The organism is Brevundimonas sp. M1A4_2e, from assembly GCF_053345555.1.
This window is the reverse complement of the sequence record NZ_JBKFAI010000008.1, coordinates 1-18,762: the sequence shown is the minus strand read 5'-3', so window position 1 is coordinate 18,762 and position 18,762 is coordinate 1. Positions and strand designations below refer to the sequence as shown.

Annotated in this window: 20 protein-coding genes; 4 read left to right on the top strand and 16 right to left on the bottom strand. The window is 68.4% G+C overall.

What is annotated here, in order from left to right; genetic code table 11:
- Nucleotides 1-52 precede the first annotated feature (52 nt).
- On the top strand, nucleotides 53-1,687 hold the full coding sequence (locus ACLBV5_RS14210; protein WP_447606082.1) for an alkaline phosphatase D family protein: 1,635 nt from the start codon (nucleotides 53-55) through the stop codon (nucleotides 1,685-1,687).
- 156 nt (nucleotides 1,688-1,843) lie between these two features.
- Here the strand turns inward: ACLBV5_RS14210 and ACLBV5_RS14205 are convergent, their stop codons facing one another.
- From ACLBV5_RS14205 to ACLBV5_RS14175, 7 genes are all read right to left on the bottom strand, one after another.
- A complete protein-coding gene (locus ACLBV5_RS14205) occupies nucleotides 1,844-2,173 on the bottom strand; it encodes an amidase family protein (protein ID WP_447606081.1) in 330 nt (109 codons plus the stop codon).
- Between the two features lie 147 nt (nucleotides 2,174-2,320).
- Nucleotides 2,321-2,707 (bottom strand): copper resistance CopC family protein, encoded by a 387-nt coding sequence (locus ACLBV5_RS14200; RefSeq protein ID WP_025977542.1) that lies wholly within the window; start codon nucleotides 2,705-2,707, stop codon nucleotides 2,321-2,323.
- A gap of 19 nt (nucleotides 2,708-2,726) precedes the next feature.
- Entirely contained in the window at nucleotides 2,727-4,028 is a 1,302-nt protein-coding gene (locus ACLBV5_RS14195; protein ID WP_447606080.1) for a copper resistance protein B, read from the bottom strand.
- Nucleotides 4,025-5,839, bottom strand: coding sequence for a copper resistance system multicopper oxidase (locus ACLBV5_RS14190; protein ID WP_447606079.1), 1,815 nt, complete (start codon nucleotides 5,837-5,839; stop codon nucleotides 4,025-4,027). Before ACLBV5_RS14190 ends, ACLBV5_RS14195 begins: the two co-directional genes overlap by 4 nt.
- A gap of 162 nt (nucleotides 5,840-6,001) precedes the next feature.
- A complete protein-coding gene (locus ACLBV5_RS14185) occupies nucleotides 6,002-6,556 on the bottom strand; it encodes an RNA polymerase sigma factor (RefSeq protein WP_447606078.1) in 555 nt (184 codons plus the stop codon).
- A 7-nt stretch (nucleotides 6,557-6,563) separates the two neighbouring features.
- The gene (locus ACLBV5_RS14180) at nucleotides 6,564-7,004 is read right to left on the bottom strand and encodes a Spy/CpxP family protein refolding chaperone (protein WP_025977538.1); all 441 of its coding nucleotides are present in this window, start codon (nucleotides 7,002-7,004) and stop codon (nucleotides 6,564-6,566) included.
- Nucleotides 7,001-7,282 (bottom strand): hypothetical protein, encoded by a 282-nt coding sequence (locus ACLBV5_RS14175; protein WP_025977537.1) that lies wholly within the window; start codon nucleotides 7,280-7,282, stop codon nucleotides 7,001-7,003. The genes ACLBV5_RS14180 and ACLBV5_RS14175 overlap by 4 nt, the downstream gene beginning before the upstream one ends.
- Nucleotides 7,283-7,422: 140 nt before the next feature.
- Here ACLBV5_RS14175 and ACLBV5_RS14170 point away from each other — a divergent pair, with 140 nt between their 5' ends.
- Complete coding sequence (locus ACLBV5_RS14170) at nucleotides 7,423-8,157, top strand: PepSY domain-containing protein (RefSeq protein ID WP_447606077.1); 735 nt, start codon at nucleotides 7,423-7,425, stop codon at nucleotides 8,155-8,157.
- Between the two features lie 9 nt (nucleotides 8,158-8,166).
- Here ACLBV5_RS14170 and copD read toward each other — a convergent pair whose 3' ends face one another.
- Nucleotides 8,167-9,072 carry a copper homeostasis membrane protein CopD gene (gene copD / locus ACLBV5_RS14165; RefSeq protein WP_447606076.1) on the bottom strand — a complete coding sequence of 302 codons (906 nt, stop codon included), beginning with the start codon at nucleotides 9,070-9,072 and terminating at the stop codon, nucleotides 8,167-8,169.
- 1 nt (nucleotide 9,073) lies between these two features.
- Complete coding sequence (copC, locus tag ACLBV5_RS14160; RefSeq protein WP_447606075.1) at nucleotides 9,074-9,433, bottom strand: copper homeostasis periplasmic binding protein CopC; 360 nt, start codon at nucleotides 9,431-9,433, stop codon at nucleotides 9,074-9,076.
- Nucleotides 9,434-9,866: 433 nt separating this feature from the next.
- Between copC and ACLBV5_RS14155 the strand changes: the two genes are divergently transcribed.
- Together ACLBV5_RS14155 and ACLBV5_RS14150 are read left to right on the top strand one after the other, a co-directional pair.
- Complete coding sequence (locus ACLBV5_RS14155) at nucleotides 9,867-10,220, top strand: hypothetical protein (protein ID WP_025977533.1); 354 nt, start codon at nucleotides 9,867-9,869, stop codon at nucleotides 10,218-10,220.
- A gap of 17 nt (nucleotides 10,221-10,237) precedes the next feature.
- A complete protein-coding gene (locus tag ACLBV5_RS14150) occupies nucleotides 10,238-10,873 on the top strand; it encodes a hypothetical protein (protein ID WP_447606074.1) in 636 nt (211 codons plus the stop codon).
- Between the two features lie 649 nt (nucleotides 10,874-11,522).
- Here ACLBV5_RS14150 and ACLBV5_RS14145 read toward each other — a convergent pair.
- The 7 genes from ACLBV5_RS14145 to ACLBV5_RS14115 all read right to left on the bottom strand — a co-directional run.
- Nucleotides 11,523-12,962, bottom strand: coding sequence for an FAD-dependent oxidoreductase (locus ACLBV5_RS14145; RefSeq protein ID WP_447606073.1), 1,440 nt, complete (start codon nucleotides 12,960-12,962; stop codon nucleotides 11,523-11,525).
- 2 nt (nucleotides 12,963-12,964) lie between these two features.
- On the bottom strand, nucleotides 12,965-14,506 hold the full coding sequence (locus ACLBV5_RS14140; protein ID WP_447606072.1) for an ABC transporter substrate-binding protein: 1,542 nt from the start codon (nucleotides 14,504-14,506) through the stop codon (nucleotides 12,965-12,967).
- Nucleotides 14,503-15,396 carry an ABC transporter ATP-binding protein gene (locus ACLBV5_RS14135; protein WP_253122572.1) on the bottom strand — a complete coding sequence of 298 codons (894 nt, stop codon included), beginning with the start codon at nucleotides 15,394-15,396 and terminating at the stop codon, nucleotides 14,503-14,505. The genes ACLBV5_RS14140 and ACLBV5_RS14135 overlap by 4 nt, the downstream gene beginning before the upstream one ends.
- Complete coding sequence (locus ACLBV5_RS14130) at nucleotides 15,393-16,202, bottom strand: ABC transporter ATP-binding protein (RefSeq protein WP_253122574.1); 810 nt, start codon at nucleotides 16,200-16,202, stop codon at nucleotides 15,393-15,395. Before ACLBV5_RS14130 ends, ACLBV5_RS14135 begins: the two co-directional genes overlap by 4 nt.
- Nucleotides 16,199-17,005 carry an ABC transporter permease gene (locus ACLBV5_RS14125; RefSeq protein WP_447606071.1) on the bottom strand — a complete coding sequence of 269 codons (807 nt, stop codon included), beginning with the start codon at nucleotides 17,003-17,005 and terminating at the stop codon, nucleotides 16,199-16,201. Before ACLBV5_RS14125 ends, ACLBV5_RS14130 begins: the two co-directional genes overlap by 4 nt.
- Nucleotides 17,002-17,922, bottom strand: coding sequence for an ABC transporter permease (locus ACLBV5_RS14120; RefSeq protein ID WP_003169797.1), 921 nt, complete (start codon nucleotides 17,920-17,922; stop codon nucleotides 17,002-17,004). Before ACLBV5_RS14120 ends, ACLBV5_RS14125 begins: the two co-directional genes overlap by 4 nt.
- A 155-nt stretch (nucleotides 17,923-18,077) precedes the next feature.
- Nucleotides 18,078-18,762 (bottom strand): CaiB/BaiF CoA transferase family protein (locus ACLBV5_RS14115; protein ID WP_447606070.1); only part of this gene is annotated, 685 nt, incomplete at its 5' end.

Sequence of the window (18,762 nt, the reverse complement as noted above, 5' to 3'; positions counted from 1 at the left end):
TGGGCCTAAGCGGGCGGCCCTGTCGCTCGATTGCATTTCCAAAGGATATGGCATGCCTCTGATGCTTGATCGACGGCGGCTGGTGCTGGGCGGCGGCCTGGGCCTGGCGGCGCTGGGCCTGCCGGGCGGCGCGGCGCTGGCGCGCGAACTTCTCAGCGCCTCCGGCTTCACCCACGGCGTGGCCAGCGGCGAACCAGGGCCGGACTCCCTGCTGCTGTGGAGCCGCTACGTTCCCTCGGGCGGCGTCGACGAGGTCCGCCTGGACGCCGAGATCGCCCTGGACCCAAGCTTCCATCAGGTCGCAGCGCGCGGCGTGGTGCGGACCGGCGCCTATCGCGACTGGACGGTGAAGATCACCCTGGACGGTCTGCAACCCGGCACGACCTACTGGTATCGCTTTATCGGCCCAGAAGGTTCGCGGTCGCAGACGGGGCGGGCGCGGACCCTGCCGGTCGGCCGGGCCGAGCGGTTCCGCATCGGGCTGTTCTCCTGCTCCAACCTGCCGATGGGCTGGTTCAATGCCTATGCCCATGCGGCGGCGCGCGACGACGTCGATCTGTGGCTGCACGTCGGCGACTATGTCTATGAGTACGGCCTGGGCTCCTACGCCGTGGATGACCGGATCGCCGAGCGCGCGGTCCTGCCCGCCCATGACCACGAGATGGTGGCTCTGGCCGACTATCGCCTCCGCTTCGCCTGCTATCGCGCCGACCCCGACCTGCAGGCCGTGCATGCGGCGGCGCCCATGGTCTGCGTCTGGGACGATCATGAATCGACGAACGACAGCTGGGAAGGCGGGGCGCAGAACCATCAGGCGGCCACCGAAGGCGACTGGAGCACGCGCCGCGCCGCCGCCGCTCAGGCCTATCTGGAATGGATGCCGATCTCGGAAGAGCCGTGGAAAGCCTATCCGATCGGCGATCTGGCCACCCTCTATCGCACGGAATCGCGCCTGATCGGCCGCACGCGCCAGGCCGACATCGGCGCCGCCTATCGCGAGGGGACGGAAGCCGCCCTGACCGCCTTCCGCGACGGCGCCTGGCAGGACGCCTCGGCCTCCATGCTGGGCTCGACCCAGGAGGCCTGGTTGGCGCGCGAACTGCGGATCAACGCACCCAAGACAGCCTGGCAGGTGGTGGGTATGGGCACGATCATGGGGCGCACCGTCATGCCCCACGACGCCGTCAGCTGGCTGCGCTCGGACCTGAGCGAAGGCGCCGTCCGCTCCTTCACCAACGCCGCGCGGGCGGGGCGGGTCGGCCTGCCCATGTGGATGGACCGCTGGGACGGCTATCCGGCGGCGCGCTCGCGCTTCCTCAAGGCGGCGCAGGCGGCCGACGCGGATCTGGTCATGTTGGCCGGCGACAGCCACAACGCCTGGGCCTATTCACTGTCCGAGGACGGTCGCCCGGCCGGGGTGGAGTTCGCCGGTCAGGCCGTGACCTCCAACGGCATCGAAAAACAGTTGGGCGTGGCCCCCTCGGTCGCCGCCCGTTCCTTCGTCGCCGCCAACCCGGAGATGGCCTGGGCCCAGACCAGCGGGCGCGGCTATATGATGATCGACATCACGCCGGACCGCGTCGGCGGCGAGTGGATCTTCATGGAGACGATCAAGGCGCGCAGCACCGCCGTCGCAGGCGCGCACCGGATGACAGTCCAGAAGGGACGGCGACGTTTCGTCGCCTGAGGGTTTGCTGGTCTTCAGGCAGATCGACGCGCGGGCCCACCCGGACCGGCGTATCCGATCAGAAGCGGAACCGAGGTCCGGCCGTGAATTGGCGCTCAGCTACGCCATAGACTGCGGCTTCGGCCGTGGAGGTCACTTGGGCGTTGGCTCCGTCCATCACCCCACCCAGACCGGCGGCTTGCGCAGGCGCCATTGCAACTCGCGTTCAAGCTCGAAGGCTAGTTGAAGCAGGATGGCTTCGCCCCCGGGGCGGGTTGAGAACTGCAGGCCGAGAGGCAGGCCGTCACGACTCTGGCCCATCGGCAGGGTAATCGCGGGCGTGCCGGCGACGTTGTCGAGCCACGTCGGGGCGTAGCCGAACAGACGTTCCATCTGGGTTTCGACCGGCAGGGCCTGATCCAGATAGGACAGCGGGACCGGCGGCTTGTTCTGCGTCGGGGTCATGAAGACATCGATGCTGTCGAACTGGGCGAGGTAGCCCTCCATAGACCCGCCGAGGATTCCTAAGGCAGCGCTCATGGCTTCGGGGGCGAGCGTCGGCCGATCTCGGCCAGGGCGAGGGTCAGGGGCTCCAGGTCGTCGGGGCCTGCCTCGCGCCCCAGGTCGACCCTTGGGCTCGAGCTAGCGTCGCTCTTAGTGAACCATGAAGCTGACGGTCCCGGTCATGCGGTGGCCGTCCGGCGCCTCGGCGACCCATATCGCCCGATAGGTTCCGGGCGCGAGACGCGGCAGGGGCGCGCCGACGCTGAGCGCGGCAGGCGCTTCCGGCGCCGTGACCACGATCGGAGCATGGTCCTCCATCGTCAGGGTGACGGTCCTGAGCATCATCGGATGGGGGAAGGTCACGTTGAAGCGCTCCGGCGAGCCGTGCGTCATGGCGCCGTCGGCCGGGCTGGTGACGATGCCCGAGGCGGCCGATGCCTGCGGATGCATTCCAGCGTGGCCGGAATGGGGATCCTGCGCGAAGGCTGCGCCGGCGGTGAGAGCCAGCGCAGTGGTGAAAGCCAAGGTGCGCATCATTGTCAGCTATCCTTCAGTGTTAGAACCAGGCCTTCAGGCCGACCACGAAACGCATGTCCTCGGCGTCTTGGCCGCGGGCCTTGGCGTAATCGGCCGTGTCGCCCAGCGAGCGGCTCCACTCGACGCCGGCATAGGGCGCGAACTCCTTGCGGATTTCATAGCGCAGGCGCAGCCCCGCCGTGACCGAGGTCAGGCCCGAGCCCACCTCCAGTTCCGGGATGTCGCTCGCCGACATATGCAGTTCGACCGCCGGCTGCAGGATCCACTTCTGGGTGATGCGCTGGTCGTATTCGGCTTCGAAGCGGGCGGTCAGGTCGCCCTCGGTCGACAGGAAGGCGGCGGCGCCCATCTCGAACCAATAAGGGGCCACGCCTTGGACGCCGACGGTCAGGTGGGTCGTGTCGTCGCCGTCGGGACGGATGTCCTGGCGCAGGCCTGCCTGCAGATCCCAGAAGGGGGCGACGGCACGGCTGTAGAGGGCCTGGAACTCGGCCTCGTGCAGTTTGCCGCCGAACTCGCCTTCGCCCTCGGTCTTCCACCAGAAGCGGTTGATGTCGCCGCCGGTCCAGCCCTGGGCCTCCCAACTGTAGCCGTCGGCGCCGTCGCCGAAGTTGGCTTCGAGGGAGTCGATGAATACGGCGGTCGAGCGGATGTCGCCGTTCTCGGCCAGCAACTGCTTGCGCGCCGCAGCCATGACGACCGGGTCGAACAGCAGGTCAGCGGCGTGGGCGGGGGCCGCGCGCGCGGCGGCGGGGGGAGGAGTCTCGACCATGCGGCCGCCGACGGCGTCCACGCTGGTCGGGATGTTCGGACCACCGCGTGTCGCGCCCATGTCATGACCGGCGTGCGGGTCGGCCTGGGCCGCAGGGGCCGGAGCCATGGCGTGGCCCGCGTGGGGATCGGCCGCAGCAGCGCTGTGTCCGGCATGGCTGCTCATGTCATGACCGGCGTGCGGGTCGGGCTGGGCCGCTGGGGCTGGAGCCGTGGCGTGGCCCGCGTGGGGATCGGCCGCAGCAGCGCCGTGTCCGGCATGGCTGCTCATGTCATGACCGGCGTGCGGGTCGGGCTGGGCCGCTGGGGCTGGAGCCGTGGCGTGGCCCGCGTGGGGATCGGCCTGAGCGCCGGTGGGGGCTGCGCCGTGCGTGGGGCAGGGCTTGCCGTCGCGCATCATCGGGCAGTCATGCGCGGGCTTGGCCGGCGGAGGCGCCGCTTGAGCAGCGGAAGCATGGCCGGCATGTCCGGCATGGCTCTGGGCCAGGGCGGGCCCGCCCGCGGCCACCATCAGCGGGGCGAGCGCGAGCGAAAGAGAAAGGGAGTTCACGAGACGGCTCCATCCAGCGGGCGAACAGTGACGACGTTGAACATGCCCGCGTGCATGTGCATCAGAAGGTGACAGTGGAAGGCCCAGTCGCCGGGCGCGTCGGCGGTCAGGTCGAAGGCGACCTTGCCGCCCGGGGCGACGTTGACCGTGTGCTTCAGCGGCTGATGTCCGTCGTGGCCGTTGACCAGTTCGAAGAAATGGCCGTGCAGGTGGATGGGGTGGGCCATCATGGTGTCGTTGACCAGGGTCACGCGCACCCGTTCGTTCAGCTCGAAACGGATCGGTTCGACGACCTCAGAGAATTTGCGTCCGTCGAAGCCCCACATGAACCGCTCCATATTGCCGGTCAGGTGGATCTCCATGGAGCGCGAGGGCGCGCGACGATCCTTGTTCGGCGTCAGCGAGACCAGATCGGCGTAGACCAGCACACGGTGGTCGACGTTATCCAGACCCTGGGGCCTGTCGGCCAGGCGGTTGGAAGGAGCGGGCGAAATCATGTCGACGCCGACGCCGACCGCCATGTCGGCCGGGGCGTTGTTCGGATCGCGCATGTTGTGGCTCATGCCGCCGTGGTCCATCGGCGCGGCGGTTGCGGCCGCGCTTGCGGCCGTACCGTGGCCCATGGCCGCGTGGTCGGCGCCGGCAGCGCCGTGGCCCATGGCGCTGTGGTCCATTCCGCCGTGATCCATGCCGCCCATGCCCATGTCCTTCATGGTCAGGTTCGGGACCTGGCGCAGCGGCGGGACCTCGGCCGTCATGCCCAGGCGGGGCGCCAGGGTGGCGCGGCCCATGCCCGAACGGTCGATGGCCTCGGATACGATGGTGTAGGCGCGATCCTCAGTGGGACGGACGATGACGTCATAGGTTTCGGCGACTGAGATCTGGAACTCGTCCACCTCGACCGGGCGCACGTTCTCGCCGTCGGCGTTGACCACGGTCATCGCCAGACCCGGAATGCGGACGTTGAAGATCGACATGGCCGAGGCGTTGATCACGCGCAGGCGCACGCGCTCGCCGGGCCGGAACAGGCCGGTCCAGTTCTCGTCCGGCCCGTGGCCGTTGACCAGATAGGTGTAGGTCGAGCCGTTGACGTCCAGGATGTCGCGCGGGTCCATGCGCATGGAGCCCCACATCCGCCGCTCGGCCAGGTCCATGCGGTCGGAGCCGTCGATCAGGCCCGCCAGCGTCGTCTTCTGCTGGTTGAAGTAGCCGGGGCTCTTCTTCAGCTTGTCGAGGATTTCGTGCGGATGCAGGAAACTCCAGTCCGACAGGACCAGAACATGCTCGCGGTCATAGGCGACCGGGTCGGCGCCCGCCGGATCGATGACGATAGGGCCATAGTGGCCCATGGCTTCCTGAAGGCCGGAATGGCTGTGGTACCAATAGGTGCCCGACTGCCTGATCGGGAACTCATAGACGAAGGTCTCGCGCGGCTTGATGCCGGGGAAGCTGATGCCCGGCACGCCGTCCATCTGGAACGGCAGCAGCAGGCCGTGCCAATGGATCGAGGTGTCCTCGTCCAGGGTGTTGGTCACCGACAGGCGCACGTTCTGGCCCTCGCGCATCCGCAGCAGGGGGGCTGGCAAAAGGCCGTTCACCGTCACTGCATGGCCGGTGCGCCCGCCGACGGTGAAGTCGGAGCGCCCGACCCTCAAGTCGATGTTCGGCCCGGTCAGGGTCGGCAGGTCGGCGCGAAGGCCCGGCGATCCAGTTTGCGCCCAGGCGGGCAGTAGGCCCTGCAGGCCCAGGACGCCGCCGCCCAGGGCGGCGCCTCTCAATAGGGTTCGACGGTCCAGGGATGTTGTCGCCATGTCGTCCAGGTCTCAAGGAAGCCGTTCGCCAAGGGATGGCGGGCAGGGAAGAGGTTTGATCGGGATACGCGAAGAATGCGATGGCCCCTCGCCCCGCCGTTGCGGCAGGGCGCCGCAGGCTCGGCCAAGGTCCAGGTCTAGGGTGTCCGACGCGCGTCGGTCTCAACCCCTCAGGGCCAGGTTCAGTTTCTGTCGCGCGCGGGCGATGCGGGTTTCCACCGCCTTGGGGGTGACGCCGAGCACTTCGGCGATCTCTGCGTGAGAGCGGCCTTCCAGGGCTGCCAGCAGAAGCGGCGCCTTCAGCGCGTCGGGCAGGTCGGCCAGGACGCGATCAAGGTCGGCCATGCGGCGGCCGGCGTCCAGCCGGGCCTCGGGCTCGGGCGCATCCTCGCCCACGGCCATGGCTTCGGGACCGTCCAGTCCCATGACGCCGCGCACGATGCGCCGCACCGTCCGCTTTCTGCCCCAGTCGCGGCACTTGTTGACGGCGATGCTGCGCAGCCACGTCGCAAAGGGCCGCGCCGGATCGTAGCGCCGGATGGCCATCCACGCGGAGGCGTAGGTTTCCTGCAGCAGGTCCTGAGCCTCGTCCGCATCGCCGACATACCGGCGGACGAAGCGGTACAGCTCGCCGCTGGTCGCCGCCATCAGGGCGGAGAAGGCGCGTCGATCGCCCTGCGCGGCCCGGATTTCGTCTGTGTCGTCGTCGGCCGCCACCCCGGGCTTACCTGGGCTCTTGCGTCAGGGCGCCGGCGATTTCCCTGTCGAAGACGCGAGCCTGTTCCGGCGTCAGCACCGCGCGCATCTCGAACACATGGGCGATGGTCGCTTTCTGCAGCGCGCCCATGGCGTCGTGGAAGTGATCGACCGCGGCGCGCACCTCGGGGCTGTCGCCCTGGCTGGCGGCGATGGCCTGGGCCAGTTCGCGGTTGGCGGCGCGAACGTCTGCCTCCAGAGCCTCGCGCCGAACGGCGAAGCGGGCTTCGATCTCGTCCAGGCGGACATCCTGTTCGGCAGTGAGGTCCAGCTTCTGGTGCACGATCTCATGCAAGCCGGGCGTCTCATGCCGCTGCATCATCCAGCCGGCGCCAAGCCAGGCTCCGCCGGCGCTCGCCAGGGCCGCCATGACCACGGTCAGGGCGATCGACTTCCAGTTCGAGCTCATCCGCCAACCTCGACGCTCGTCATCGGCGACAGGCCGGCGGAGACGCTGAAGACCTGGATGTCGGACGGCCGGGGCTTGAAGGCCTGGCCCAGTACGCCGCCGTTGGTCACGCCGACCAGCAGCGCGAAGGCCAGGACGGCCAGGCGCACCTGACCCTGGCGGCGTTGCGCCTGCCGCTCCTCGATGCGGCGCCAGACGCGCCCTTCCAGCCCGGTCAGATGCGCGGTTTCGTCGCTTGAAAGCGGCGTCGCCAGCATGCGCTCGATGTCGTCGGTCATTGCAAATCCTCGCGGCCCCGACGGTGAATACGCAGCCCGTCGTTCCTTCCCTTGAAAGCGCATGAGGGGGCGCGCGTCGATAGGCGTATAGGGTTCATTCGGCCGTAGCGGCCGCGGCGCCTTGAGCTTGAGGGGAAGCTATGAAGGTCCTGCGTTATTCGACCCAGATTCACAAATGGGTCGGCCTGGTGGTGGGCTTGCAGGTGTTGTTCTGGGTCGGGGGCGGCCTGGTCATGACCGCAATCCCGATCGAAGCGGTGCGCATCAAGCATCGGCTGAATGCGCCGGCGCAGGTCGCCCTGGCCCTGGATCAGGCCTTGCCGCTGGCCGAAGCCGCGCGCCTGTCCGGCGTGGCGCCCGCGCGCGCCGAGTTGAAAACCACGCCGCGCGGACCTGCCTGGGTCCTGACTCCGCTTGAGGGCGCGCCTGTCACCGTGGCAGCCGCGACCGGCCGGCCCTTCGCCGCCATGAGGGAGGACGAGGCCTCGGCCCTGGCAGCGGCCGCCTATCGGGGCGGGGCGGCGCCCAGGCAGGCGGTTCTGCTGGATCAGGCGCCGAAGGAGACGGGCCGCGAGGGGGCGATCTGGCGCGTGGAATTCAACGACGCCGAACGGACTGCCTTCTATCTGTCGCCGCAGACGGGCGATGTGGTGACGCGGCGCTCGGCGGTCTGGCGCTTCTACGACTTCTTCTGGCGGCTCCATATCCTGGACTTCAAGGACGGCGACAACTTCAACCATCCCTTGCTGATCGGCCTGACGGCACTGACGCTCAGCATCGTGATCACCGGCTTCATCCTGCTTTGGATACGCCTGGCGCGCGACCTGAAGACGGCGCGGGCGGTGCGGGCGGCCCGCCGCAAGGCCGCCCTCTAGGACTCGTCGCTACAGGGCTGCGGGTGGCGGCAGCGTTCCCATGACCGCGATGACGGCCAGAATCCCCAAGGCCGCAGCGAACTCGATCGTCAGGCTCTTCTTCAGATGGGGAAGCGCCTGACCGGCGTCCCTGGCCATCAGAGGCGCGAGGCGAAAACGGTGGATCGCCGCCAGGCCGAGCATCAGGCCGAACAGGACCAGTTTGATCATCAGAAGGACGCCATACGGGCTGGTCCACAGTTCAAGCGCCTTCGACGGCCCGACCAGGAAGGCGCTGTTGATCAGGCCGGTCACGATCAACGTGCCGACCGCCGCCGCGCCGACCCCGGCGAACCCGGTCAGGCTGCGCGCCACGCTCGCCTCCCAGACGGGATCCTCCGCGGGTCGCCGCACGACCAGGACCGCGAAGGCGGCCAGGGCGCCGATCCAGATGGAGGCGGCCAGGGCATGGAGGACGTCGGAGATCAGATGCGCCGCATGGCCTGCGCCTTCGGTCGCGGCGCCGTGGCCGGTCCAGGCGAAGCTGGCCGAGATGATGACGCCCAGCAGCGTCAGCACGCTCCACATCGGACGACCGGGCCGCAGCAGCAGGGCCGCTCCCAACGCCAGGACGGCCGCCAGCGTCCGCACCATCAGCGCCTGGCCCAATCCCGTGCCTGTGACCATAAACGCCAGGGAGGCGGGCTTGACGGCTTCGCTCAACGAACCGGCCATGATTGCGGTCTGGGCCACCAGGGCGGCGGGCGCGGCCACAGCCGCCGCCGCCGCCGCCCAGATCAGGACCTGACGCGGCCAGCCCAGGCGCAGCGGCCCGACCGCCCGCTGACTGTAGAGCATGAAGGCGGGCAGCCCCAGCAGCAACGCCCCGGCGGCGTATTGCAGGCCGCGCAGGACGACGATCCAGACGTCGGCCATTTCAGCGGACGGTGAAGTCGTGGCGGCCGGTCATGCGGTGGCCGTCGCTGGAAGCGATGCGCCAATTGACGACATAGGCGCCGGCAGGCAGCGGCCGAGCCAGCGTTCCGGTCAGGGTCTTGCCGTCCTGTGACACAGCGACCCTGATCGCGATTTTCGCACCCGCGGCGTTTATCACGTCGAAGCCGGAAAAGGCCGCCATGGTCCGCTCGCTGAAGGTCAGGCTGATGGACCGGGGCGCCGACACGGCGGAACCGGGCGCCGGCGTCGCGCTGACGAGACGGGCGTGCGCCGCCGCCGGGCCGGCCGCGATCGTCACGGCCGCGACGGCGACGAAGGGGACGATATTTGAGTAACCCACGCGCGGTCTCCAAGGTATTGGCCGATATTGGCCGCGTGATCATCTACGCGTCTGGCGGGCGCTTCCCTCATCGGATCGGTGTTGGCTGGCCGAAATCGAAAACACAGTAGTCGAGCGGGACTCATTCAGGCCTTCCAGGAGGCGCCGGTATCGCTTCCGAAAGAGCCGAGGTCGCTGACATAAAAGTGGACTTTGACGCGGTCCTTCCAAGTTTTTCGGAGAGGCTCGCCTGATCGCCCAGGCCCGCGAAAAGCCTATCGACGTTGGCGGTAAGCGTCCCGCTCCCGAGCGGAGGCGCGGCGGCGGCTCGGCCTCAGCCTGAGCTTCTTTTGCGCAGGATGTTGGACGCAAGGTCGACGAGAAAGTCTTCGACGCGGCGGAACGGTTTGAATCCGGGCGGCTTCCTTCAACACCTCATCAAAGGAGAAAGTCCATGACAAGAGCCCTCATCGGCCTGGCGGGAGCCGCCCTTCTGCTGGGAGCGTGCGGCAATGGTCGCGACGCCGAGGCGCCTGTTGAAGGGCCTGTGGTGTCCGAGTCCGAAACGCCCAGGAATCCCGCTGTCGACACGACGCAGAACGCTGCAGACGGGACGCTCACGCCGGGCGCGAACTCCTTCACCGAGGGCCAGGCGCGAAGCGCCATTGAAAAACAGGGCTACGCCCAGATCGGCGCCCTGAGCCAAGGCCAAGACGGCGTCTGGACGGCGACCGCCGTCAAGGACGGCGTCCAGTCCAAGGTTTCCGTCGACTACAAGGGCGTTGTCAGCGCCTCGCCCGCTTCCTGATGCTTAAGGAGATTTCCATGCCCACGATCACGCGCCTTTACGATACTCACACCGAAGCGATGGATGCCGTGTCCGCCCTTGAAGCCGCAGGCTTTGCAGAGGGCGACATCAGCATCATCTCCAACAATTCCGATAACTGGCATGAGGGCCACCGCCATCACGGGCGCTCGCCGGGCGATATGAACGGCGATGGCGAGAACGACGTCGCAGAAGGCGCTGGCAAGGGCGCGGCGACGGGCGGCGCGCTCGGCGTCGGCGCCGGCGTTCTGGCAGGCCTGGGCATGCTGGCGGTGCCGGGGTTGGGCCCCGTGGTGGCTGCCGGCTGGCTTGCGTCGGCGGCGGCTGCGGGCGTCGCGGGCGCCGCTGCGGGCGGCGCGGTCGGCGGCATCCTCGGCGCGCTCAAGGAGGCGGGCCATGATGACAATGACGCCCACGTCTACGCCGAGAGCGTGCGTCGGGGCGGGACCTTGGTCAGCGTTCGCGTCGATGAAGCGGAGCGGTCCAGGGCGCAGGCGATCCTGGACGAAAGCCGGGGCTGGGACGCCGGCGCTCGAGGCGCAGCCTACCGCGAGGCCGGCTGGACGAACTTCGACCCTGCCGCCGCGCCCTATACCACCGAAGAAATCGCGGCCGAGCGCGCGCGATATCGATAAGGCGCGATGAGGGGAGGCGGCGCGAACGCAATCGCGCCGCCTTCACGTCTAAGGCGCAGGACAGGGCGATGACGCGCCGATAAGGCTTCGTTCCGGCACCCTGCCGTGGCGTGGCATGATCACGAGGGGGCTCTCGAAGCTTCACCTAGGCGCGACGGCCGTTCCGCAGCTTAAGGGCGGCTTTGTGGTTTCGCGCTGGCCGCGGGGGCGGCCGACGTCTTCTTGAACGTGTCGCCAACCTCGCGGGCGTCAGGTCCGTCAGGCCCGGCGCGACGGCTGGATTCTCGTCCCACCCGACGCACGGCTTCATCGGACGTGGCCGCATCTGGCTTGCCGCCCGGAATGGCGGCGTTCTGCTCTCGACCTTTCGACTGCTTCGGTTGTCCCATCGGACTCTCCCGTCATGGCTTTGCCTCTCATGAGAGGACGGCGCCCGAAATGGTTCCCGCCCGGCAACAGGCGACTGGTGTCTATCGCTCGACGGTCGAACGGCTTGGGCGCTCCCCGTAGTCGCCGAACTGACCGCATTATGGGAGGTGCATCAAAAGCCGCGTGACTTCCAACGGAGACCAGAGTGCTTGGGCTAGTGATCCGCCCCGCAGGCGGTCCACGTAACCGCGACGATCACTAGCCGGAGCCCCGCTTGAAGTCAGGCCTTGGAGTTCAGGGGGACGAAACTCTGGCCCAGCAGGCGTCCGAAGGTCAGGGCGGGCGTCGCCATCATGCCTCCGCAGACGGCGCGTCCCATGGTCTGGCCGGCGCCCAGCAGTTCGCCGGCGGCCCACAGCCCCGGTATGGCCGATCCGTCGGGGCGGATCACCTGAAGCTGGTCGTTGACCGCCAGGCCGACCGCGCTGCTGACCGCCGCGCCCTGCACCCGGATGGCGTAGAAAGGGCCTTGCGCGATTGGGAGAGGAAGATGGCGGCGGCCCAGGAAATCGTTGCCGGAATGGACGCCGTAATTATAGCCGCGCACGGCGCGCATCAGGCCATGCGCGTCGACGCCCGCTTTCTGGGCCAGCGCCTCCAGATCATTCGCCTTGTAGAAGAAGGGGCGATCGTCCGCGAACAGAGCGCGTATTTCGCCGGCGTCGAAGCCGGCGATGAACGGCGGCGCCTCCGTCAGGATCCGCTCGTCGAACACGACCCAGTAACGTTGCTCGGGCTGCTCCAGCAGCGCGTTTTCGCGGGCATCGACTGACTCCATGTCCTCGCGCACGAAGCGGTCGCCGTGGGCATTCACGTAGATCTCCCACGGCGGACGACGCTGGGGATAGGTGTTCAACCGGCCGACCATGCCGGGGCGCGGTCCTTCGCCGTCCAGCAGGAAGCCGAAGTTGATGAAGAAGTTCTCCCGGCCGCGCAGCCATCCGCCGACGCTGCAGCCCAGCCTGTGCCCGACCCCCTGCGAATAAGCATAGGGCAGATTGGTGTAGAGAGGGACGCCGTTCAGGGCCTGATAGACGTCGGGCGAGGCGGAATAGCCGCCCGTCGCCAGCACGGTCTGGGCGGCCTCGAAATGATGTTCGGCGCCGTGGGCGTCGCGGGTCTTAACTCCGGTCACGGCGCCGCCGGGGTTGGTCGTCAGGCTCAGTGCTTCATGGCCGAGCCGCAGAGTGATGCGGCCGTCTGCCACGGCTTGCTCGACACGCGGGATCAGGACGTCGCGCAGCGAGGCGCCGCCGTTTCGGCCCCAGTAGTAGCGCGCGCGCGAATAGGGCTCGTGGCCGACGCCGTCGACCGGACAGGCGGGGTCGACGTCGAACCCCTGTTCCATCAGCCAGTCGAACGTCTCGGCGGCGTTCCATACCGCTAGCCGTACCAGGGCCTCGTTCGCCGTGCCCCGGCTTAGGCGCATGATGTCGTCGAAATGCGCCTGGGCGTCGTCTTCGATCCCCTTGTCGCGCTGTAGGCGCGTGCCCGCCGCGCTCAACTGGCCGTTGGCGACCCAGAGGGTTCCGCCCAGCACATCGGCGTGGTCGATCAACAGGACGCGAGACGTGCGCTCCGCCGCGAAGATGGCGGCGGCCATACCCGCGGCCCCTCCGCCGACGATAACGAGGTCCCAGGGACCGGCGCCTGAGGCCATGTTCAACGCAGGGTCATTTCTTCATAGACCGGCACGCGGTGGCGGATTTTCACGTGGCCCACCCTGGGCGTATAGGCGAACAGGTCCTGGTGCTCGATCAGGAACAGCGAAGGCGCCGCCTCCCGGTACAGTCGACCCAGCGCCTGATAGGCCTTCAGCCGCTCGTCATCGTCCATGATCTCGCGCGCGGTCTTCAGCTTGTCGGTGATTTCCGCGTCGCAGAAGAAGGGCGTCGGCCGTATGCAGGAGAAGTCCTCCATCGCGCGGGTGACATCGTAATACTGGAAGCTGTTCCACGACAGGGCCAGCGCCTCGCCCGACCAGCTGTTGGTCTGATACTTCACCAGGAAGTCCGGCATGGTCATGACCTTGAGGCGGGTGTCGACCCCGACGGCGCGCCAGTATTCGGCCACCGCCTGGGACATCATGTCGTCGCCCGGCGCCGCGTCGGTCAGGACCTCCATCGTCAGATTGAAGCCGTTCGGGTAACCGGCCTGCGCCAACAGACTGCGCGCCTTGGCGGGGTCATAGGGGTAGGGCGCGATGGTCGGGTCGTAGCCGAACACTCCCTTGGCCGCAGGCTGGCCCGACGGCTTGGCGTTCTGCGGCAGCAGGGAGGCGATCGCCTCCTTGTCGACGGCGTAGTTGAGCGCCTGACGCACGCGAACGTCGCGCAAGGGCGAGGACGGATCGCCGCCCACGTTGCGGAAGGAGTAGGCCTTCACCTGCATGGAGGGCCTGTAAAGAACGTGGAAGCCGTTGCGCTCCAGCCGCTCCGTCTCCTCCAAGTCGACCAGCGACAGGTCCACATCGCCCGACAGCAGGGCCTGAGTCCGCCCCGCCGCGCTCGGCAGTTCGTAGAAGACCACGCCGTCGATCGTCGACGACCGCCATGATTTCGGGTTTCGGGCCAGGGTCAGGCGGCGGGTGCGCTGGTCCCAGCCGGTCATGACGAAGGCGCCGGTGCCGACCGGCTTCTGGGCGTAGGCGTCCATGCCCATCTCGGCCAGGGCTTTCGGCTCGATCATCATGATGGCGGCCAGGCGGCGCGGCAGGACCGGGTCGGGACGCTCGGTGCGGATCTCCAGTTCCAGCGGTCCGACGGCGCGCGCTTCGACGATGCCGCGCGCTTCGGAGCCGATCAGGGTGCGCTTGCCCTGATCCGAGCGCAGGAAGGCGAACACCTCGGCCGCGACCTCGGCGTCGAACGGGCGATCGTTGGAATAACGCACGCCTTCGCGCAGCTTGAAGCGCCAGACCGTCGGTTCGACCAGCGTCCATTCGGTCGCCAGGCCCGGCCCCAACTGGTCGTCGTCGTTGATGGCGGTCAGGCCGTCGTAAATGGCCAGCCACAGCAGGGAGCCGGGACGGCTGTTGCCCCGAAACGGATTGCCGAGGCTGGAAGGCAGGCTGGCGGCGGCGACGCGCAGCACCTGGCTGCCGGCCGCAGGCGTCGGCTTGTTCGCGGCGCCCTGGCTGCAGGCGGCGACAAGGGCGGCGCCCAGACAGGCGGCGATGAAGCGGCGAAGGCGGTTCGGCGTCATGAGGGGGACTGCTCCTGCATGAGGGCGTTCGCGCCGATGATGTCCATCACGCCGGCCAGCGCCTCGTCCGTGATCGGGCCGCCGGCTTCCAGGGCGGCGCTCAGGCGCGGATCGGCTAGGGCGGCGGCCGGATTGAGGGCGGCGGCCAGCAACAACTGCGTATAGGCGCTCTTGGGGTGATAGAGGACCTCTGCGACCTGCCCCTGTTCGACCACCTGACCGCTTTCGATGACGCAGACGTGGTCGGCCATGCGGCGCACGCTGCGCATGTCGTGCGAGACGAACAGCATGGCCAGATTCAGCCGATCCTTCAGCTCCAGCAGCAGGGCTGAGACCTTGTCCTGATTGGCGAAGTCCAGGGCCGAAAGCGCCTCGTCGGCGATCAGCAGGCGGGGCTCCATCGACAGGGCGCGGGCGATGGCGACGCGCTGTTTCTGCCCGCCGGACAGGGCGGAGGGCCGCAGGTCCAGCAGGCGACGGTCCAGATGAACGAGGTCCATCAGTTCTTCGACCCGCCGCCGTCGCGCCGCGCCGTCCAGCCTGCCCACCACGATCAGCGGCTCTTCCAGCACGGTGCGGATCGACTGGCGCGGATTCAGGCTGGCGCCGGGGTCCTGAAAGACCATCTGGATGCCGTGCAGCATGGCCTTGGAGCGCTTGCCCAGGGGCGGCAGGGCGACGCCTTCGAACATGATCCTGCCTTCAGCGGGCGTCGCCAGGCCGGCGACGGCGCGCACCAGGGTCGACTTGCCCGATCCCGACTCGCCGACGATGGCCATGACCTGACCGGGCGCCAGGTCGAAACCGGCGCCGCGCAGAACGAAGCGGCGGTCACGTCCGCTGCCGTAAGCGACCCCCAGGTTCTGAATCGACAGAAGCGGCGCGGTCATGCCCGTCTCCCCAGGTGAGCGGCGTCCCGCAGGCTGCGGGTGAAGGGATGCCGGGGCTCGTACAGCACCTGCGTCGTGGGACCTTCCTCGACGATCTCGCCCTCCAGCATGACGGCGATACGGTCGCAGACAGCGCCGGCGGCTGCGATGTCGTGGGTGATCATCAGGGCGGCGGCCTGCTGGGCCTGACGCCGCAACAGGGCCAGAATCTGTAACTGGACCGTCGGGTCCAGCGCCGTGGTCGGCTCGTCGGCCAGGATCAGCGCGGGCTGATTGATTAGCGCCAGGCCGATCATGGCGCGCTGGCGTTGCCCGCCCGACAACTGGTGCGGGAAGGCGTCGACGCAGGCGTCGGTTCCCGGCAGGCGCATTGCTTGCAGGGTTTCGACGGCCAGGGCGCGGGCGGCCGCCTTGTCGAGGCCGCGATGGCGACGCGCCGACTCGATCAGAATGGAGCCGACCGTCTTCACCGGGTTGAACGAGGACAGGGGGTCCTGGAACACCATGCCGATGCGGCCGCCGCGCACGGCGCGCCAGTCCGCCTCGGCCAGGTTGTCGATGCGGCGGCCTTCCAGATGAATCTCGCCGCCCGCAACGCGCACGCCCGGCGGAACCAGGCCGCCGACGGCGAAGCAGGTCAGCGTCTTGCCCGACCCCGACTGGCCGACCAGGCCGACGATCTCGCCGCGGCGGATCGTCAGGTCGAGGTTGGGGATCAACACGCGGCGGTCGGCGACGGTCTCCAGCCTCAGCTTGCGGATATCCAGCACGATTTCGTGCGCCGTGTTCAGGTCGGCAACGCTCATCGGGTCAGGTTCCGCAGGTGCTGGCCCACGCTGTGGGCGGCCACGATGATGACGACCATGGCGAAGGCGGGACCCAGCGTCAGCCACGGGGCCTGAAGCATGAAGGCGCGCCCTTCGCTCAGCATGGCGCCCCAGGTCGCGGCCCCCAGCGGTGCGCCGATGCCCAGGAAGGACAGGGCGCTTTCGGCCACGATCATCTCGGCGAAGTGGAAGACCACCAGCACCGACAGCGTCGGCACCAGGGCCGGCAGAACGTGATGGGCGTAAAGGCGCGCGACGCCCATGCCGGTCATTTCGGCGGCCTGGACGTATTCACGCTGAAACAGGCTGCTGGCCTCGGCGTAGACGACGCGGGAGAAGACCGGCCAGGTCACCAGGCCGAGCGTCAGCGTGACCGCCCAGAAGCCGCTGTCGCCCAGCAGGGCGATCACCGTCACCGCCATGACGAAGGACGGAAAGGACTGGGTGAAGGTGGTCAGCAGCTTCAGGGCGCCGCCCAGCCAGGCGCCCTTGTGCGCCGCCGCCAGGCCGAAGATCGTGCCGATGCTGAAGGCGATCAGGGTAGCGCACAGGGCCGACCCTACCGACCAGCGCATGCCGTTCAGCAGGCGCGCCAGCACGTCGCGCCCCAGTTCGTCCGTTCCCAATAGATGACCCGGCGCCAGCGGGGCGGCCAGGCGCATCGACAGGTCGATGGCGCGGTGGTCGTGGCCAGACAAGGCGTCGCCGAAGATCATGACGGCGAGGCAGAACAGGCCCACCACGCCGGCGCCGACAATGGTGGGGGACAGGCTGCGTCTCATGATGCAGCCCTCGCGCGGCTGCGGATGCGCGGGTCCAGCAGGGCCTGCACCGCCTCGGTGACGGCGTTGCTGAGGAAGACGCTGACCACCATGACGAAAACCACGGCCTGCACCACGGGGAAGTCCAGGTTCAGCGTGGACTGCACCAGCAGCCAGCCGATGCCGGGCCAGGCGAAGATGGTCTCGATGACCACCAGCCCCGTCAGCATGAAGGCCAGTTCAGCCCCGATCAGGGCTACGGCGCCCAGCAGGGCGTTGGGCAGGACATGGCGCCACAGGATCTGGTTTTCGGACGCCCCGGTCGAGCGCGCGGTGCGCACGAAGTCGGCGGCCAGGGCGGCATGAGTGTTGGCCTCGACCACCCGGATCAGCTTGGGGGCCAGGAAGGAGACGACCGAGATCACCGGCAGCACCCAGGTCGCCGGTCCGCCGTAGCCGATCGAGGGCAGCCATTCGAGCCCGGCGGCGAACAGGTTGATCAACAGCAGGGCGATGACGAAACCGGGAAATCCCTGCATCACCGTCAGCACGCCGCGCACCGCACGACGCGCCGCCCCGGTGCGCTTCTGCCCCAGCCAGGCGCCCAGCGGCAGGGAGATCAGCAGGTTCAGACTCAGCGCCATGGCGGCCAGGAACAGGGTGGCGGGCAGGGAGGCCAGGACCTTGCCCAGTGCCGGGCTTCCATCGGTCAGCGACTTGCCGAAGTCGCCCTGAAGCAGCCGCAGCATGGTCTGGCCGTACTGGACGATCAGGCTCCTGTCGAAGCCGTATTCGACGCGGATCGCCTCGATCTGAGCCGGAGAGGCGCCTTCGCCCGCAATGACCAGGGCCGGGTCGCCGGTCAGCCGCAGCAAGAAAAACAGCACTGTCATTGCGGCGATCAGGACAAAGGCGAAGTCCCTCAAGCCGCCAAGCATACGAGAAGAGGAAAACATCAGGGGCGGCGGCTCGCTTTGCTGCGGGCCGAAACGCTCGGTAGAGGCTTGGGCATGTCCTGAACGGTCTCCGCCGCAGAGTCGTATCTAAGTTAAGACATCATCCTTAGGGTAAGCGAAGCGCCTGTCAACGGCGCTCAATCGCCAGACATGATATCGCTCAGCACATCGTCCGTGTCCTGCCCCAGCCTCGGCGGCGGGGCGTCGTATCGCACCGGCGTCTTCGACAGGCGGATGGGCGAGGCGACGGTGCGGATCGGATCGGCCAGATCGGGCCGCGTCTGTTCGACCGTCAGGCCGCGATGGATGGCCTGAGGCTCGGCGAACACCTGATCGATGGTGTTGACGGGCCCGCAGGGCACGCCCGCCGCCTCCAGCGCCTGCATCAGCTCCTGCATGGTGAAGCCCGCCGTCTTCGCCGCGATCAGCGGCCCCAGCGCCTCGCGCTCGGCGACCCGCAGGGCGTTGGTGGCGAAGCGGGCCTCGATCTCCAGCCCCAGGGCGGCGCACAGGGCGCGGAACTGGCCGTCGTTGCCCACGGCGATGATCACCATCCCGTCAGAGCAGGCGAAGGGCTGATAGGGGGCCAGGTTGGGGTGGGCGTTGCCCATCCGCGTCGGCGCGGCGCCGGACACGAAGTAGTTGGTCGCCTGATTGGCCAGCATGGCGGCCTGAACGTCGAACAGGGCGATGTCGATGTGCTGGCCCTCGCCGGCCGCGCGCGCGTGCCACAGGGCGGCAAGGATGGCGTTGGAGGCGTAAAGGCCGGTGAACAGATCGACGACCGCCACCCCGACCTTCATCGGCTCGGCGCCCGGCGCG

Coding starts and splice junctions, on each gene's coding strand:
- ACLBV5_RS14200 (WP_025977542.1), bottom strand. CDS start 2,707: ATGATGCGCACCTTGGCTTTCACCACTGCGCTGGCTCTCACCGCCGGC.
- ACLBV5_RS14155 (WP_025977533.1), top strand. CDS start 9,867: ATGACAAGAGCCCTCATCGGCCTGGCGGGAGCCGCCCTTCTGCTGGGA.
- ACLBV5_RS14125 (WP_447606071.1), bottom strand. CDS start 17,005: ATGAGACGCAGCCTGTCCCCCACCATTGTCGGCGCCGGCGTGGTGGGC.
- ACLBV5_RS14130 (WP_253122574.1), bottom strand. CDS start 16,202: ATGAGCGTTGCCGACCTGAACACGGCGCACGAAATCGTGCTGGATATC.
- ACLBV5_RS14140 (WP_447606072.1), bottom strand. CDS start 14,506: ATGACGCCGAACCGCCTTCGCCGCTTCATCGCCGCCTGTCTGGGCGCC.
- ACLBV5_RS14170 (WP_447606077.1), top strand. CDS start 7,423: ATGAAGGTCCTGCGTTATTCGACCCAGATTCACAAATGGGTCGGCCTG.
- ACLBV5_RS14210 (WP_447606082.1), top strand. CDS start 53: ATGCCTCTGATGCTTGATCGACGGCGGCTGGTGCTGGGCGGCGGCCTG.
- ACLBV5_RS14205 (WP_447606081.1), bottom strand. CDS start 2,173: ATGGAGGGCTACCTCGCCCAGTTCGACAGCATCGATGTCTTCATGACC.
- ACLBV5_RS14145 (WP_447606073.1), bottom strand. CDS start 12,962: ATGGCCTCAGGCGCCGGTCCCTGGGACCTCGTTATCGTCGGCGGAGGG.
- ACLBV5_RS14135 (WP_253122572.1), bottom strand. CDS start 15,396: ATGACCGCGCCGCTTCTGTCGATTCAGAACCTGGGGGTCGCTTACGGC.
- ACLBV5_RS14190 (WP_447606079.1), bottom strand. CDS start 5,839: ATGGCGACAACATCCCTGGACCGTCGAACCCTATTGAGAGGCGCCGCC.
- ACLBV5_RS14150 (WP_447606074.1), top strand. CDS start 10,238: ATGCCCACGATCACGCGCCTTTACGATACTCACACCGAAGCGATGGAT.
- ACLBV5_RS14175 (WP_025977537.1), bottom strand. CDS start 7,282: ATGACCGACGACATCGAGCGCATGCTGGCGACGCCGCTTTCAAGCGAC.
- copD (WP_447606076.1), bottom strand. CDS start 9,072: ATGGCCGACGTCTGGATCGTCGTCCTGCGCGGCCTGCAATACGCCGCC.
- ACLBV5_RS14120 (WP_003169797.1), bottom strand. CDS start 17,922: ATGCTTGGCGGCTTGAGGGACTTCGCCTTTGTCCTGATCGCCGCAATG.
- ACLBV5_RS14180 (WP_025977538.1), bottom strand. CDS start 7,004: ATGAGCTCGAACTGGAAGTCGATCGCCCTGACCGTGGTCATGGCGGCC.